Source organism: Thioalkalivibrio sp. (genome assembly GCF_041685615.1).
Lineage (GTDB): Bacteria > Pseudomonadota > Gammaproteobacteria > Ectothiorhodospirales > Ectothiorhodospiraceae > Thioalkalivibrio.
Genome location: NZ_JAWLFK010000001.1, coordinates 77,312 through 92,731, shown reverse-complemented (window position 1 = coordinate 92,731; position 15,420 = coordinate 77,312). Strand labels below are relative to the sequence as shown.

Annotated in this window: 14 protein-coding genes; all 14 read left to right on the top strand. The window is 65.5% G+C overall.

Features of this window, described 5'->3' with window-relative positions; genetic code table 11:
• Positions 1 to 62: 62 nt before the first annotated feature.
• Positions 63 to 611 carry a diguanylate cyclase domain-containing protein gene (locus tag ACESLR_RS00430; RefSeq protein WP_373066552.1) on the top strand — a complete coding sequence of 183 codons (549 nt, stop codon included), beginning with the start codon at positions 63 to 65 and terminating at the stop codon, positions 609 to 611.
• Positions 608 to 1,864 carry a hypothetical protein gene (locus tag ACESLR_RS00425; protein ID WP_373024762.1) on the top strand — a complete coding sequence of 419 codons (1,257 nt, stop codon included), beginning with the start codon at positions 608 to 610 and terminating at the stop codon, positions 1,862 to 1,864. The genes ACESLR_RS00430 and ACESLR_RS00425 overlap by 4 nt, the downstream gene beginning before the upstream one ends.
• Before the next feature lie 5 nt (positions 1,865 to 1,869).
• Positions 1,870 to 2,919 (top strand): EAL domain-containing protein, encoded by a 1,050-nt coding sequence (locus ACESLR_RS00420; protein ID WP_373024763.1) that lies wholly within the window; start codon positions 1,870 to 1,872, stop codon positions 2,917 to 2,919.
• Between the two features lie 349 nt (positions 2,920 to 3,268).
• Positions 3,269 to 4,435, top strand: a complete 1,167-nt coding sequence (locus ACESLR_RS00415) for an aldo/keto reductase (protein ID WP_373024764.1) — start codon at positions 3,269 to 3,271, stop codon at positions 4,433 to 4,435.
• A gap of 135 nt (positions 4,436 to 4,570) precedes the next feature.
• Positions 4,571 to 6,154 (top strand): endonuclease MutS2, encoded by a 1,584-nt coding sequence (locus ACESLR_RS00410; RefSeq protein WP_373024765.1) that lies wholly within the window; start codon positions 4,571 to 4,573, stop codon positions 6,152 to 6,154.
• A 243-nt stretch (positions 6,155 to 6,397) separates the two neighbouring features.
• Complete coding sequence (gene ilvB / locus ACESLR_RS00405; RefSeq protein WP_373024766.1) at positions 6,398 to 8,116, top strand: biosynthetic-type acetolactate synthase large subunit; 1,719 nt, start codon at positions 6,398 to 6,400, stop codon at positions 8,114 to 8,116.
• A gap of 22 nt (positions 8,117 to 8,138) precedes the next feature.
• A complete protein-coding gene (ilvN, locus tag ACESLR_RS00400) occupies positions 8,139 to 8,633 on the top strand; it encodes an acetolactate synthase small subunit (RefSeq protein ID WP_373024767.1) in 495 nt (164 codons plus the stop codon).
• An 85-nt stretch (positions 8,634 to 8,718) separates the two neighbouring features.
• On the top strand, positions 8,719 to 9,735 hold the full coding sequence (ilvC, locus tag ACESLR_RS00395; protein WP_373024768.1) for a ketol-acid reductoisomerase: 1,017 nt from the start codon (positions 8,719 to 8,721) through the stop codon (positions 9,733 to 9,735).
• Between the two features lie 62 nt (positions 9,736 to 9,797).
• A complete protein-coding gene (locus ACESLR_RS00390; protein WP_373024769.1) occupies positions 9,798 to 10,472 on the top strand; it encodes a phosphatidylserine decarboxylase in 675 nt (224 codons plus the stop codon).
• The gene (gene pssA, locus ACESLR_RS00385) at positions 10,469 to 11,296 is read left to right on the top strand and encodes a CDP-diacylglycerol--serine O-phosphatidyltransferase (RefSeq protein WP_373024770.1); all 828 of its coding nucleotides are present in this window, start codon (positions 10,469 to 10,471) and stop codon (positions 11,294 to 11,296) included. The genes ACESLR_RS00390 and pssA overlap by 4 nt, the downstream gene beginning before the upstream one ends.
• 4 nt (positions 11,297 to 11,300) lie before the next feature.
• Positions 11,301 to 12,026 (top strand): uracil-DNA glycosylase family protein, encoded by a 726-nt coding sequence (locus tag ACESLR_RS00380; protein ID WP_373024771.1) that lies wholly within the window; start codon positions 11,301 to 11,303, stop codon positions 12,024 to 12,026.
• Between the two features lie 108 nt (positions 12,027 to 12,134).
• Positions 12,135 to 12,614 carry a ribosomal protein S18-alanine N-acetyltransferase gene (gene rimI, locus ACESLR_RS00375; RefSeq protein WP_373024772.1) on the top strand — a complete coding sequence of 160 codons (480 nt, stop codon included), beginning with the start codon at positions 12,135 to 12,137 and terminating at the stop codon, positions 12,612 to 12,614.
• A 174-nt stretch (positions 12,615 to 12,788) separates the two neighbouring features.
• Complete coding sequence (locus ACESLR_RS00370; protein WP_373024774.1) at positions 12,789 to 13,595, top strand: tetratricopeptide repeat protein; 807 nt, start codon at positions 12,789 to 12,791, stop codon at positions 13,593 to 13,595.
• 150 nt (positions 13,596 to 13,745) lie between these two features.
• Complete coding sequence (locus tag ACESLR_RS00365; RefSeq protein WP_373024775.1) at positions 13,746 to 15,338, top strand: peptide chain release factor 3; 1,593 nt, start codon at positions 13,746 to 13,748, stop codon at positions 15,336 to 15,338.
• Positions 15,339 to 15,420: the final 82 nt, after the last annotated feature.

Sequence of the window (15,420 nt, the reverse complement as noted above, 5' to 3'; positions counted from 1 at the left end):
CGAGCGCTCGGGGCCGGTGCGCCCCGAACTCGAGGAACGCCTGGGGCGACTGTTCCGGACCCATCCGTTGTTGGGCGCCTAGCCGCCGGTCGTACCTTCTGACCGGGCTTCCGAACCGCGCGCTGTTGCTCGATCGGCTGTCCAAGGCCCTGGCCCAGGTTCGTCGCCGGGAACTCTGGCTGGCTGTGGTGTTTCTCGACCTGGATGGATTCAAGGCGATCAATGATCGTCATGGCCATCAGATGGGTGATCGTTTTCTGCACCATCTGGCACGACGTATGGGTGCGCGGCTGCGCGAAGGAGACACGCTCGCACGGCTCGGGGGCGACGAGTTCGTGGTCATCCTGGTCGACCTGGTCGGGCCCGAAGCGGTCGATCCTCTGCTGCAGCGGGTACTGAGAGCGGTGAGCGAGCCGGTACACGAGGATGGGCACGATCTTTGTGTGACCGCCAGCCTGGGCGTCACCCTGACTCGCGGCGAGCCGGGGATTACACCGGACCGGCTGCTGCAGGAGGCGGACCAGGCGATGTACCGCGCCAAGGAGGCCGGCAGGAACCGGTACCATCTGTCAGGATCGCCGCCAGACTCTGCTCCCGGTAGCCGTCCATGATCGTGGCGCGGCCGTGGTTTCTGCGTGGCGCGCTGGTGGCCGGGGTCGGGCTGGTCCTGCTGCTGGGCGTGGTGGCCTCGCTGCTGGTGTATCAGGCGACCGAGCGCGTTGCGCACAGTAGCGATGTCCTGACCCAGACGCGTCTGCCGGAACTGCGGTCGATCGCCATGTTCCGGGCTGATCTGCTGGAGCATGAACGCCTGGCCTACGAACTCTATGCGGTGATCGATGCCGAGCGCATGCGCGAGCCCATCCGCCGCCAGCGGCTTGCGGTGGAGGCCAGGCTCGAGCGCATCGGGCCCCTGCTGGCGGCGGCCGATGGCGAGCGGTTGCGGGATCGCTGGGGTGCCATCGTGACCGAAGTCGACCGCCTGAGCGCGAACATTGCACGCGATCCCACGGACTGGGACGAGGCGCGCGCCCAGTTACGCCGCATCAGCGAGCAGCGCCGGGCTGTGGATCCGGTGCTCGACCGTCTGGCCGATACCGCCGAGGCGCAGGCCGGACTGGCGGAGGAGCGCAACCGCGCGGAGCTGACCTGGATGTCGTCTCTGGTCACGGCCTATTCCGCACTGATCCTGCTGGTCGCAGGGGTTACCGCCTGGATGCTGCGCGGATTGCTGGCCGCAAACGCCCGCAATCATGCGCTTGCCCAGTTTCCCGAACGCAATCCGATGCCGGTGCTGACCCTGGATGCCAGCGCTCGGGTGCAGTACGCCAATCGTTCCGCGCGGCACTGGGTCACGGAGCACCTGGGCGAGGATGCCCCGGTCGGCGCGCTGGTTCCCGGCGCGGTGGCACACACGATCCTGCAGGAGACGCGGGCACGTCCGGAGGGCCGTATCGAGCAGGCACTGGGGGACGCGCTGCTGGCCCTTCACTGGTACTGGTTCGCCGACCGGAACCGTTACCACGTCTACATCCGGGATATTACCGCCGAACGCAACGCACAGCGCCGCCTCGAGCGCATGGCCTTCGAGGACGAAGTGACCGGGTTGCCGAATCGCAACGCGCTGTTGGCGCGCCTGGGCGAGGCTGACGTGTGGGCGTTGCCACGTTGCCTGGCCTTACTGAGTATCGAACGTTTCTACCTGCTCCCGATCAGCCAGGGTATCGATGCTGCCGATGCAATCCTTGCGCGCTTTGCGCAGCTGTTGCGTGAGCGAGCCGGAGAGGCGTTTGGGGGGGCGTGGTCCTGGCGCGGGTCGAGGGTGCGACGTTTGCGCTGTGCGGGTCGGCCCCTGCGCGGATAGGAGACATGGAACAAGTCCTGGAAGATTTTCTGGATGGCCTGCCCGAGGTGGTGCATTCCGGCCACAACATGTTTCATGCGCGCTACCGCATGGGTGTGCGCTGGATCCCGGTGGGTGAGCCATCATCCCCGGAGGCCTTGTTCAGCGACGCCGATGCGGCTCTTCTGCGTCATGGCAACCGGAACCCCGGTGAACGCTATGTGATCTACGATCAGCAGGTCCACGAACAACAAAAACAGATCCTGAAAATCGAGGAACGCCTGCGGGAGGCGATGCATTCAGACGCGCGCGGGCTTTCGATCCATCTGCAACCGAAGGTGGAGATGGGCCAGCGGCGGATCATCGGAGCCGAGGCCCTGCTGCGCTGGGATGATCCGGAGCTCGGCTTGATCAGCCCCGGGCGTTTCGTGCCCATTGCAGAACAGTCCGGGCTGATTTTTGAACTCGGGCAGTGGGTTGTTGGCCGGGTGCTGGGGTTGCTCGCCAGCTGGCGTGATGATCCGGTGCTCGGGCAATTGCATTTGGCCTTGAATGCCGCGCCGGAAGAATTTCAATACGAATTTTACAGTGAACGCATCTTGCAGGGACTGTCCGAGCACGGGGTTGCTCCTGAGCGCCTGGAAGTTGAGGTGACGGAGCGCGTACTGGCGGGCGTTCAGGATGTCGGTCGTCTGGACGGGCTCGGGCAGCTACGCCGCGCCGGAGTAGCAGTGTCCCTGGATGACTTCGGTACAGGTTATTCTTCGCTTGGCTATCTGGCTTCCATGCTGATCAGCAGATTGAAGATCGACAAGCGCTTTGTCGACGCTGTGCCCCCGCAGACCGATTCGGAACCGGCTATGGCCGGTATTATCGTAAACCTTGCAGAGCAACTGGGGCTGGAATGTGTAGCGGAAGGCGTGGAAAGCGTGGAGCAGGCCGATTGGCTCCTGGATGCCGGTTGTCGCTACGCGCAGGGCTATTATTATGCGCGTCCGATGCCGGTCGAGGCCTTCATCGTTCTCGCGCGTAGCGGACTGGGGGCTGTTTCGGCCAAGCCTGCCGGCCAAGCTTGAAGCTTGCACCCAGACGTGTACCCCGTTCGGGAACACGGATCGACAGGGCTGCATTCGGCTCAGTGCCATCGATACGCTGTTAGCGGCGGGCGATGATGCATCGCTCCCCGTGCGTGCCAACGCACGTTGCGATTATCGGGCAATCGGGGGGATACGCTGGCTGGACTGCGGGCATCTGTGGCCGAGGCGAGCCAGAAGCCCGAAACGGTTGCGGGTTTTCGCAAATTCCACTGGCTGACGTACGATCCCTTCGCCTCAAGATCCGGGCGACGGCAGTTCGTTGCGCCCGCCCCGGCGTTACCGGTCTCGTGTGCCGGGTGTATTGATTTGCAAATGAACGAGGAGACGCATGGAGCCCGTGCAGAAACTGATACCCGGATACGCCAACGCCAAGGCGACGCGCCGCTACGCGGAACAGTTCGTGTCCGAGGGCAAGGCCGCCGAGGGGCATTACAGCGAGTTCTCGCGCGCGAAGATGCGTCTGTCGAGTCTGGGGATCGGCACCTTTGGCGGGGCAGCCACCGCGGAGGTCGACGCGCAGATCTCCGCCATTGTTGCGCGTGGCCTGGCCGAGGGCGTCAACGTGGTGGATACCGGTGCGCACTACCGCTATGGCCGGTCGCTGGCCGCGGTCGGGGCCGGCGTGCGCACGGCGCTGGAGGCCGGGGTCCCGCGCGAGGCGATGTTCCTGATCTCCAAGGGCGGGTTCCTGACCCTGCGCGGCGGGCCACCGGAGGACATGGAGGCCTGGTTCCAGCGCGAGATCGAGGCCCAGGGCATGGGCACGAAGGACGACCTGGCCAAGGGCGCACACCTGCTGACGCCGGAATACATCCACTATCAGATGGAGTTGTCGCGCTCGCTGATGGGGGTGGAGACGCTGGACGCGTTTATCATCGACCAGCCCGAGGTGCATATCCACGAGATCGGCAAGGAGCCGACCAACCGGAAGCTGGAACCGGTATTCGAGATGCTGGAGCGGGCGGCGCGCGAAAAGAAGATCCGGACCTACGGCATTTCCACTTTCGAGGGCTTCCGCGAGGAGACCGACGCCGTGGTGTTCCAGTCGCTGACCTCGATGCAGGGCCTGGCCGAACGCGCCGCCCAGACGGTGACCGGCGACGACCATGCGCGGCACCACTTCAAGATCGCCATGCTGCCATTCAACCAGGTGATGCTGGAAGGGTTTACCCGGTTCAACACCGCGACCGGGCAGGGCAACGTCGCAAGCCCGCTGCAGGCCGCGCACCAGTTGGAGGTGTACATGTTCGCGTCGCACTCCATGCTGAAGGGACATCTGGCGAAACAGTCGGTGGAAGTGGTCGAGCAGCAACTGGCGAGCCTGCCCAATCCAGCCCAGCGCGCGATGCAGTTCAACCGCTCCACGCCGGGGCTGGGTACCTCGCTGGTCGGCATGAGCACCCCGGAGCACCTGGACGACATGCTGGCGGTGATGCGCGAGCCGATGATGGACAAGAAGGCCTATCTCGGCATGTTCAAGAAGGCGGAGGAGTAACCAGGATCCTCGCCCTTCCTTGTAGGCGCGTGCTTGCACGCGAAGCCCCTTCCAAAGCCGGATGCGGGCAGGGGCTTCGCCGGCAAGCCGGCTCCCACAAGGTTCCGGCAGAGATTTCATGCACAAGGGTATGCCATGCAGGTTGATTTGAAGGCCCTCGAATTCCCCGCGATCCAGCGCCTGCTGGAGCGCCTGACTGCCACCCCCTACGGCGCGGATGCCGCGCGCGGGCTGGAGCCCGCGCCAAATCTGGATGCGGCGCGCGCATTACAGAAGGCGGTGACGGTCGCGCGCCAGCGCCTGGATGCCGGCACGCTGCCGCGGCTGGGACAGTTGCCGGACGTGCGTGCGGCCCTGCGCCAGGCGGCCAATCCCGGCGCGGCGCTGCCGGTGCAGGCGCTGCACAACCTGCAGACCATCATGCGCCATGCCCGCGAGTTGGCGGACCATCTCGCCGACACCCCGGAGATCTATCCGGCGGACCTGAACAAGCTGTATCCCCCCGAGGCACTGGAAGAGCGCCTGGCGGCCTGCCTGAACCCCGGCGGTTCGCTGCGCGAAGATGCCAGCGCCGCACTGGTCGAGGCCTTCGGGCAGCGCGGGCGGCTGCGCGACGAGGTCGAGGCGGTGGTGAAGAAGCGCCTGGCGGGCTCCGATCTCGCGCAGAAGGGCGAGGATGCGCTGAAGGTGCAGTGGCACCAGGAGCGTGCGGTGATGGTCCTGCGCGGCGAGACGGCCAATACCGTCAAGGGCGTGCGCCGGGGCACGGCGATGGGCGGGCGTGACCAGATCGTCGAGCCAATCGAGGCAGTCCCGCTGAACAACCAGCTCGATACGGTGAATGGCCAGATCAATACCGAGCAGCAGCGCCTGCTGCGCGAGCTGACCGATGGGGTGCGCCAGTACGGCGAACCCCTGGAGCTGATGCTGACCGCGCTGACCTGGATCGACCTGGCCTCGGCTGCGGCGCAGCTCTCGGCCCAGATGAACGCACACGCCCCACAGCTGGAGGCGGAGGCCGGCGTCGAGCTGGCCGAGGCCTATCATCCACTGCTGCTGTTGCAGTTCGCCGAGGGCAACGGCCCGCAGCCGGTGCCCCTCTCGATCCGGCTGGATGGCGAGCAGCCGCTGTTGCTGATTACCGGGCCGAACACCGGCGGCAAGACCGTGGCGCTGAAGACCCTCGGGCTGTTGGTCACCATGGCTTGGTGTGGCCTGCATATCCCGGCCGAGCGGGACTGCCGCATCGGGCGTTTCGACCGGGTGATGGTGGACGTGGGCGACAACCAGAGCCTGTTCCATCACCTGTCGACCTTTGCCGGGCATGTCGAAGTTCTCAAGCGCATCCTCGACCATGCCGGCCCCGAGAGCCTGATCCTGCTGGACGAGCTGGGTACGGGGACCGACCCGGACGAGGGCGCGGCCCTGGCGATGGCGATGCTGGACGAGCTGCGCGCGCGCGGCACGCGCGGGATCGTGAACACCCACCTGGCGCCGCTGAAGGACTACGCGGCGCAGCATGCGGGCATCGTCAATGCCTCGATGCAGTTCGATGCCGAGACCCTGTCGCCCACCTACCGGTTGCTGATCGGGGAGCCTGGGGTGTCCTTCGGCCTCACCATCGCCGAGAAGAACGGCCTGCCGGCGCAACTGGTCGCCCGGGCCCGCGAACACTTCGCCGAGCTGCCCACCGCGCAGGCGGGGGCCGAGCCCAGCTGAACGCGGCGGTGGGGCGCTTTCGGGGGCTACCACGTTGCCGCGCGCCTGGCGATGACGGCGATGCCCGGTTCCGGGCACGGGTGGCTGAAAAGTGGCCGGGTATTCGCGTGGGTCGGCCCGCCCTCGAGCGCTTAATGGCGTGAAATGGTGGCGATTTCATATTAGGATGGTGGGCTATTTTGATTCGTGGTGCATGATCGCCTGACGATCGTGCACAAGCCCCCGGTAAGGAAGTCGACCATCATGTCCGAGACCGCAAGTTCCTCCACCGCCATCACCGGCGCCGAAATCTTCTGCCGCAGCCTGCAGGCCGAGGGTGTCGACGTCGTCTTCGGCTATCCCGGTGGCGCGGTACTGCACATCTATGATGCGCTGTACCGGCAGGACAAGGTCTCCCACGTACTGGTCCGTCACGAGCAGGGCGCGGTGCACGCCGCCGAGGGCTACGCGAAGTCCTCGGACAAGCCCGGCGTGGCGCTGGTGACTTCCGGCCCCGGCGCGACCAACGCGATCACCGGCATTGCCGACGCCTACATGGATTCGGTGCCGCTGGTGGTGTTCTCCGGACAGGTGCCGACCAGCCTGATCGGCAACGATGCATTCCAGGAGGTCGACACCGTCGGCATCACCCGTCCCTGCGTGAAGCACAACTTCCTGGTCAAGGACGTGAAAGATCTGGCCACCACGATCAAGAAGGCCTTCTACGTAGCGACCACCGGACGCCCCGGGCCGGTGGTGGTGGACATCCCGAAGGACGTGACTGCCGACAGCTGCGAGTTCGAGTACCCGGAGAGCATCCATATGCGCTCCTACAACCCGACTACCAAGGGGCACACGGGCCAGATCCGCAAGGCGGTGGAGCTGATCCTGTCGGCCAAGCAGCCGATGATCTACACCGGTGGCGGCGTGATCCTGGGCAAGGGCTCCGAGGCGTTGACCGAGTTCACCCGCAAGCTGGGCTATCCGATCACCAACACCCTGATGGGTCTGGGCGGCTATCCGGCGTCGGACAAGCAGTACCTGGGCATGCTCGGCATGCACGGGACCTACGAGGCCAACATGGCCATGCACCACGCGGATGTGCTGATCGCGATCGGTGCGCGCTTCGATGACCGCGTGACCGGCAACATCGAGAAGTTCTGCCCGCATGCGAAGATCGTCCATGTCGATGTTGACCCGTCCTCCATCTCCAAGAACGTGAAGGTGGACGTGCCGATCGTCGGTGAGGTGGAGCCGGTACTGCGCGAGCTGATCAAGGGGCTGAACGAGAACGGTGGCAAGCCGGATGCCGAGGCCCTGGCGACCTGGTGGAAGCAGATCGAAGAGTGGCAGGCGCAGGACTGCCTGAAATATGACCAGAACTCGGAGCTGATCAAGCCGCAGTACGTGGTGCAGAAGTTCTGGGAGCTGACCAAGGGCGATGCCTACGTGACCTCCGATGTCGGCCAGCACCAGATGTGGGCGGCACAGTTCTACCGTTTCGACAAGCCGAACCGCTGGATCAATTCCGGTGGCCTGGGGACGATGGGGGTCGGTCTTCCGTTCGCGATGGGCGTGCAGTTCGCGCACCCGGATGCCACGGTGGGCTGCATCACCGGCGAGGCCAGCATCCAGATGTGCATCCAGGAGCTGTCGACCTGCTTCCAGTACCAGCTGCCGCTGAAGATCCTGAACCTGAACAACCGCTATCTGGGCATGGTCCGGCAGTGGCAGGAATTCTTCTATCAGGGCCGTTACGCGATGTCCTACATGGATGCCCTGCCGGACTTCGTGAAGCTGGCCGAGGCCTATGGCCACGTCGGCATTCAGGTCACCAAGCCCGGCGACGTCGAGGGTGCGATCGAGGAGGCCCTGGCGCAGAAGGAGCGCCTGGTGTTCCTGGACTTCATCACCGACCAGTCCGAGAACGTCTATCCGATGATCCCGGCCGGTGCCGGCCAGAACGAAATGATCCTGGTCTGAGCCGGGTACAGGGAAAAGCCGTATGCGTCATATCATCAGTGTCCTGCTGGAAAACGAAGCCGGTGCCCTTTCGCGGGTGGCCGGGCTGTTCTCCGCGCGTGGCTACAACATCGAGTCGCTCACCGTCGCGCCCACCGACGACCCGTCGCTGTCGCGCATGACCATCGTCACCAGCGGCTCGGACGAGATCGTCGAGCAGATTACCAAGCAGCTGAACAAACTGATCGACGTGATCAAGCTGCTCGACATGACCGCCTATCCGCACATCGAGCGCGAGATGGCGCTGGTCAAGGTGCGCGTGCCGGAGGCTTCTGACCGCGAGGAGGCCAAGCGTCTGGCCGACATCTTCCGCGGCCGGATCATCGACGTGACCCACGACAGCTACGTGATCGAAATTACCGGCGAGGGCTCCAAGCTGGATGCCTTCCTCGAGGCGCTGCAGCCATTCCCGGTGCTGGAGGTCGTGCGTTCCGGCGTGATGGGCATCGCCCGGGGCGAGGTCAGCCTGCAAATCTGAATCCCCGGGTCCGGCCCCGGCTGGCGGGGCCGGACCCGTTTGTTTGTCATGGGCCCCGCACGGGGCTGATATCAAGGAAATTGCGATGAATCTCTACTACGACAAAGACGCCGATCTCTCCATCATCAAGGGCATGAAGGTGGCCATTATCGGCTACGGCTCGCAGGGCCACGCCCATGCGAACAACCTGAAGGATTCCGGCGTGGACGTGACCGTGGGCCTGCGCGAAGGCTCCGGCTCCCGCGCGAAGGCCGAAGAGGCCGGCCTGAAGGTGGCCGATGTCGACGCCGCAACCGCCAATGCGGACCTGATCATGGTGCTGGCCCCCGACGAATACCAGGCCGCGCTGTACCGCGACGTGCTGGAACCGAACCTGAAGCAGGGCGCGACCCTGGCCTTCGCCCACGGCTTCGCCATCCACTACAACCAGATCGAGCCGCGCAAGGACCTGGACGTGATCATGATCGCGCCCAAGGCCCCGGGCCACACCGTGCGCTCCGAGTTCGTGCGCGGCGGCGGCATCCCCGACCTGATCGCGATCCAGCAGGACGCCTCCGGCAAGGCGCGCGACATCGCCATGTCCTACGCCTCCGCGATCGGCGGCGGCCGCACCGGCATTATCGAGACTACCTTCAAGGACGAGACCGAGACCGACCTGTTCGGCGAGCAGGCCGTGCTCTGCGGCGGGGCTGTCGAACTGGTCAAGGCCGGCTTCGAAACCCTGACCGAGGCCGGCTACGCCCCGGAGATGGCCTACTTCGAGTGCCTGCACGAACTGAAGCTGATCGTGGATCTCATGTACGAGGGCGGTATCGCCAACATGAACTACTCGATTTCCAACAATGCTGAATATGGCGAGTACGTGACCGGCCCGAAGGTGATCAACGAAGAGTCGCGCTGGGCCATGCGCGAGGCGCTGCGCAACATCCAGAATGGTGAATACGCCAAGCAGTTCATCCTGGAAGGCGCGATGAACTATCCGTCGATGACCGCGAACCGTCGCCTGAACGCGGCCCACGAGATCGAGCAGGTCGGCGAACGCCTGCGCTCCATGATGCCGTGGATCAAGGCCAACCAGCTGGTCGACAAGTCCCGCAACTGATACGAGACCCCCGTGGCGGGCGGTCCCGTCCGCCACGGCCCTTATTCCCCGCGGAGCGTGCGATGCTGTTTCCGCTAGCCCCCGAAGGCCGCCTGTTCGTGATTATCGCTGCCTGGATGGCGGTCATCACCTTGCTGGTCGGGGAGGCGGAGCTTGGCCTGTTCATGGTGATTCTCACCGTGTCGCTGATGGCGCTGTTCCGCGATCTCCGGCGCAAGGCCCCGGCGCCCGCCCTGGGTGTAATCGCCCCGGCCGATGGCACCATCGAGTCGATTACCGACACGCGGGATCCCTTCACGAACAAGCCGGCGATCTGCATCCGCCTGCGTCAGCGGCGGCTTGGCGAGTACAACGTGCATGCCCCTCAGGAGGCCGAGATCCGCGAACGGGTATGGCCCGGAAAGGAGACCGACGAGCCCCCGGATACGCAGCTGGCCGGCCGCCTGGCGTACGCACTGGAAACCGACGAGGGCACGCGACTGACGCTGGCGCTCCGTGTTGATCACTGGCCCCGCATGATCCGCATGCAGAACAACGTACCGGGCAACCGTCTCGGACGCGGCAAGCGCATGGGGTTCGCCGGATTTGGTGGTACTTTCGAGGTCTGGCTGCCGGCCGGCTCTCAGGTCATGGTCAAGCCGGGCCAGCGGGTGCTGGGAGGCTCTGCCCTTCTGGGTGGGCTCCCGGAGTCCGAAGCCACCGTGGACGGCGAGGGCGCCGTGGAGATGCTGCAATGAGCGCTGGGGACAAAGCGGACCGACCGGTCGAGCCGGACTACATCGAGGGCGAGGATGCCGTTGCCGACCACCAGCCGCCGCATCGCCGGCGCCGGCGCGGTGTGTTTCTGCTGCCCAACCTGTTCACCACCGGGGTGCTGTTCTCTGGCTTCTTTGCCATTGTCTCCGCGATCAACGGTGAATACATCACCGCCGCCATCGCGATCTTCGTGGCGATGGTGCTGGACACCCTGGACGGGCGTGTCGCACGCATGACCGACACCCAGAGCGAGTTCGGCGCGCAGTACGATTCGCTCTCGGACCTGGTGTCGTTCGGCGTCGCGCCGTCACTGATCGTCTATCTCTGGCACCTGCACGACCTGGGCAACTTTGGCTGGGTGGCGGCCTTCTTCTTTGCCACCGCCGCGGCCCTGCGCCTGGCGCGTTTCAACAGCCGCCTTGCGGTCAGCGACAAGCGCTTCTTCCAGGGACTGCCGAGCCCGGCCAGCGCCGCGATCCTGGTGGGCATGGTCTGGGTGCTGGAGGATTGGGGTATCCCGTCGGAGCTGGCCGATCCCTATGTGGTCGGCATCCTGGCGATCACCGTGCTCTCGGGCGCGGCGATGGTCAGCAACCTGACCTACTTCAGTTTCAAGGACATGGACTTCAAACACCGGGTACCGTTCCTGGCGATCGTCGGGGTCGTGGTCGCCTTGATGCTGCTGGCTCTGGACCCGCCGAAGGTCCTGCTGGCGGGCTTCGTGATCTATGCCCTGTCGGGACCGCTGCTGACCCTGGAGCGCTGGCGCCGGCATCGGCGCCGGGCGCCCTCGTCGGGGGAATAGCCACGTGTTGCTGTCGGTGCGCCAGCGCCGCATTCTCGCGGACATGGGCATCCCGATCTGGCGCTTGCGCGACACGTCCGCCGCGGGGATCGCGTCGTCTGGTGGGGAAGTGCCGGCGTTCGGCAGTCCGGCCGCTGCACCGGAGTTCGGTACCGTGGCACAGGACGCGGCCGTCGAGATCCTGGACTGGGAGGCCCTGGAGGCGCGCGTACGCGACTGCCAGGCCTGTACCGTACTGGCCCGTGACCGCACGCAGACCGTGTTCGGGGTGGGCGACCGCCGTGCCCGCTGGCTGTTCATCGGCGAGGCCCCGGGCGCGGAGGAGGACCGACGCGGCGAGCCCTTCGTCGGCCGGGCGGGACAATTGCTGGACAACATGCTGATGGCGCTGGGCCTGGACCGCCATCACGACGTCTTCATCGCCAACGTGCTGAAGTGCCGCCCGCCCGGGAACCGCGATCCGAAACCGGAGGAGTCGGCGGCGTGCCGCGAATATCTCGACCGCCAGATCGCATTGATCCAGCCTGAGGTGATCGTTGCCCTGGGGCGAATCGCGGCCCAGAGTCTGCTGGAATCGGAAGAGCCCCTGGGGCGCCTTCGAGGGGCGGAGCATCACTACCAGGGGGTGCCGCTGATCGTGACCTACCACCCGGCCTACCTGCTGCGAAAGCCGGGCGACAAGGCGCGTGCCTGGCAGGACCTGCAGCGCGCCCGGGCCTGTCTGACATAACACAACTAAAAGTGAGGAAATGGGAACCTGGGCGGGATCGCCGGGTTCCGACTCCACGAGACAACACTGCGTCCTGTTTTTTTCACTGTTGCCGGAGAAGCTCGAGTCATGAGTGCCGAACCCCGTGTCCAGCCCGAGTTGCGCCGCATGGAGCCGGCCGATGTGGAGGGCGTGATGCGCGTGGAGCGCGAGGCTTATGATTACCCGTGGACCGCCCGCATCTTCGCGGACTGCATCCGGGTGGGCTATGACTGCTGGGTCCTGGAGGTGGACGGGCGCCAGGTAGGCCACAGTGTGCTGACCGTCGCGGCCGGCGAGGCCCACCTGCTGAACCTGACGGTCGACCCCCGCTGGCAGGGAAACGGCCTTGGCCGGTTCTTGGTCCGGCGCCTGTTCGATTATGTCTGCGATCAGGATGCCGAGGCGCTCTTCCTCGAGGTGCGGCCGTCCAACGTGGCCGCGGTCCAGCTCTACCGTTCCGAGGGCTTCGAGCACATCGGGACGCGGCCGTGTTATTACCCGCTCCCCAGCGGGCGCGAGGACGCCTGGGTGCTCACGCGTCGTTGCGCCGCCCCGGCCGGCGCCTGAAGGACAGGTTCCCGAACCCGGCGTGAACCTGGTCACAGGTTGAGCCCCCGTTTGCGGGATTCGCCCGCGTTTTGCCGGTACCGGTTCTCGTCCTGCGGCGTTTGCGTTGTGGTCGCCTACCCCCCGGTCTATGATCGAAACCGATATTCGCCCCGACACCGAATGAGGTATCCCATGTCCCGAGCCCTGCGTGCAATGTTCGTTTCGCTCCCCCTGGCCCTGTCGCTGGTGCTCTCCACTGGCGCCGTGCAGGCCCAGCAGGCCTTCGGCTATGACGAGGAGGAGCGCAAGCAGGAACTGCTGGGCGTCTGGTACGAGATCCGCGAGAGCAACGCACAGAAGGGGGATACCGACGCGATGTTCGACGTGGGCATGGCCAACTACTCCGGGCGCGGCACGGAGGTGGATCATGATCAGGCCGTGCACTGGTTCGAGCGTGCCGCCGATGCGGACCATGCCGCAGCGCACTACTATCTGGGGTACCTCTTTGCTGCTGGCAAGGGCGCCCCGGCGGACGCCGAACGCAGTCGCGAGCACTACACGCGCGCCGCCGAGTTGGGTCATGCCGACGCCCAGTACTGGCTGGGGAGCCAGCTGGCGAATGGCGAGCAGGACCCGGCGGCGGGACTCGAATGGCTCATGAAGGCGGCCGATCAGGGCCTGCCCGCCGCGCAGTATTACGTCGGGCTGCTGCACGAGAACGGCCAGGGCACGACGCGCGACGCCGAAACTGCCGCCCGCTGGTACACCGCCGCGGCGGAGCAGGGCTACCGCCATGCGCAGATCGGGCTGGGCCGCCTGCACCAGAACGGGCGTGGGGTCGAGCGCGACCTGGTCCAGGCGCACGTCTGGTACAGCCTGGCCCAGGACGAGGAGCGTCTCGCCAGCCTCGAGGCCCGCATGAACAACCGTGACCTGGTCACCGCCCAGGGCCGTTTCGAGGAGCAGAACGCCGCGATCCAGGCGGCCTCCGCGCGCTAATTGAACGGCATTCGTTTTTGCGCTGGCGACGGCCCCGGTTTCCGGGGCCGTTTTGGTCTCCGGGTGTGGATCCGCGCGCGGGCTTCCCAAGCTGAACCGAATCCCCGGTTTCGCGTTAAACTTGCGGGCTGTTCCAAGTGGCCCGCATTCATGTCGTTTATCGAGGAAACCCGTCGACGCCGGACCTTCGCGATCATTTCGCACCCGGACGCCGGCAAGACCACTATGACCGAAAAACTCCTGCTGTACGGCGGCGCGATCCAGCTCGCCGGTACGGTCAAGGGGCGCAAGTCGTCGCGCCACGCCACCTCCGACTGGATGGAGATGGAGAAGTCGCGCGGGATTTCGGTTACCTCCTCCGTCATGCAGTACCCCTACAAGGGGCGCATGGTGAACCTGCTCGATACCCCGGGGCACGCGGACTTCTCCGAGGACACCTACCGTACCCTGACGGCGGTCGACTCCGCTTTGATGGTCATCGACGCGGCCAAGGGCGTGGAGGAACGGACCATCAAGCTGATGGAGGTCTGCCGGCTGCGCGATACGCCGATCATGACCTTCGTCAACAAGATGGACCGCGAGGGACGCGACCCGATCGAGCTGCTGGACGAGGTCGAGGAGGTGCTGAAGATCGAGTGCGCGCCGGTGACCTGGCCGATCGGGTCCGGCAAGCGCTTCCGCGGGGTCTACCACATCCGCCGGGACGCAGTGCACCTCTACGATCCCGAGCAGGGCGGGAAAAAGTCCACCGGCGAGATCATCGAGGGCCTGGAGAATCCGCGCCTGGACGAGCTGCTGGGCGACCAGGCTCAGGAACTGCGCGAGGAGCTGGAACTGGTGCAGGGCGCCTCGCACGAGTTCGATCCGGACGCCTACCTGCGCGGCGAGCAGACCCCGGTGTTCTTCGGTTCGGCGATCAACAACTTCGGGATCGAGGAGCTGCTGGACGATTTCGTCGAGTATGCCCCGGGCCCGTTGCCGCGCCCGACGCACTCGCGCCGTGTGGAACCCACCGAGGAGAAATTCACCGGTTTCGTGTTCAAGATCCAGGCGAACATGGACCCGAACCACCGCGACCGTATCGCGTTCATGCGCATCTGCTCCGGCACCTTCGACAAGGGCGCGAAGCTGCGCCACGTGCGTATTGGGCGCGACGTGAAGATCCCGGATGCGCTGACCTTTCTGGCCTCCGACCGCGAGCACGTGGAGACCGCCTATCCCGGCGACATCATCGGCATCCACAACCACGGCACCATCCGTATCGGCGATACCTTCACCCAGGGCGAGGATCTGACCTTTACCGGCGTGCCGAACTTCGCGCCGGAGTTGTTCCGTCGCGCGCAGCTGAAGGACCCGTTGAAGATGAAGCAGCTCGCAAAGGGCTTGCAGGAGCTGTGTGAGGAGGGTGCGACCCAGCTCTACCGTCCGCTGACCAACAATGACCTGATTCTGGGCGCCGTCGGCGTCCTGCAGTTCGACGTGGTCGCCGAGCGGCTGCGCACCGAATACAAGGTCGAGGCACAGTTCGAGAACGTGAACGTACAGACCGCGCGCTGGGTCGAATGCGATGATCCGAAGAAGCTCGAGGAGTTCAAGGAAAAGGCCGCGGCGAACCTGGCCATCGACCACGGCGGCGATCTGGTCTATATCGCCCCGACCCGGGTCAACCTGCAAATGGCGCAGGAGAAATGGCCCGAGATCCGCTTCGAGGCGACCCGCGAGCACGGCCAGCCGACGGAGTAGGACGTCATTCTGGAGCCTTGCCCTGGCACCGGAATCGCGAGGCGCGTAGCGACATGGCGACCTCCATCCGGAACCAACGAAT

What these genes read in the sequence shown, in the direction of transcription:
- ACESLR_RS00425 (WP_373024762.1), top strand. Translation starts at nt 608, where the DNA reads ATGATCGTGGCGCGGCCGTGGTTTCTGCGTGGCGCGCTGGTGGCCGGG.
- ACESLR_RS00420 (WP_373024763.1), top strand. Translation starts at nt 1,870, where the DNA reads ATGGAACAAGTCCTGGAAGATTTTCTGGATGGCCTGCCCGAGGTGGTG.
- ACESLR_RS00415 (WP_373024764.1), top strand. Translation starts at nt 3,269, where the DNA reads ATGGAGCCCGTGCAGAAACTGATACCCGGATACGCCAACGCCAAGGCG.
- ACESLR_RS00410 (WP_373024765.1), top strand. Translation starts at nt 4,571, where the DNA reads ATGCAGGTTGATTTGAAGGCCCTCGAATTCCCCGCGATCCAGCGCCTG.
- ilvB (WP_373024766.1), top strand. Translation starts at nt 6,398, where the DNA reads ATGTCCGAGACCGCAAGTTCCTCCACCGCCATCACCGGCGCCGAAATC.
- ilvN (WP_373024767.1), top strand. Translation starts at nt 8,139, where the DNA reads ATGCGTCATATCATCAGTGTCCTGCTGGAAAACGAAGCCGGTGCCCTT.
- ilvC (WP_373024768.1), top strand. Translation starts at nt 8,719, where the DNA reads ATGAATCTCTACTACGACAAAGACGCCGATCTCTCCATCATCAAGGGC.
- ACESLR_RS00390 (WP_373024769.1), top strand. Translation starts at nt 9,798, where the DNA reads ATGCTGTTTCCGCTAGCCCCCGAAGGCCGCCTGTTCGTGATTATCGCT.
- pssA (WP_373024770.1), top strand. Translation starts at nt 10,469, where the DNA reads ATGAGCGCTGGGGACAAAGCGGACCGACCGGTCGAGCCGGACTACATC.
- rimI (WP_373024772.1), top strand. Translation starts at nt 12,135, where the DNA reads ATGAGTGCCGAACCCCGTGTCCAGCCCGAGTTGCGCCGCATGGAGCCG.
- ACESLR_RS00370 (WP_373024774.1), top strand. Translation starts at nt 12,789, where the DNA reads ATGTCCCGAGCCCTGCGTGCAATGTTCGTTTCGCTCCCCCTGGCCCTG.
- ACESLR_RS00365 (WP_373024775.1), top strand. Translation starts at nt 13,746, where the DNA reads ATGTCGTTTATCGAGGAAACCCGTCGACGCCGGACCTTCGCGATCATT.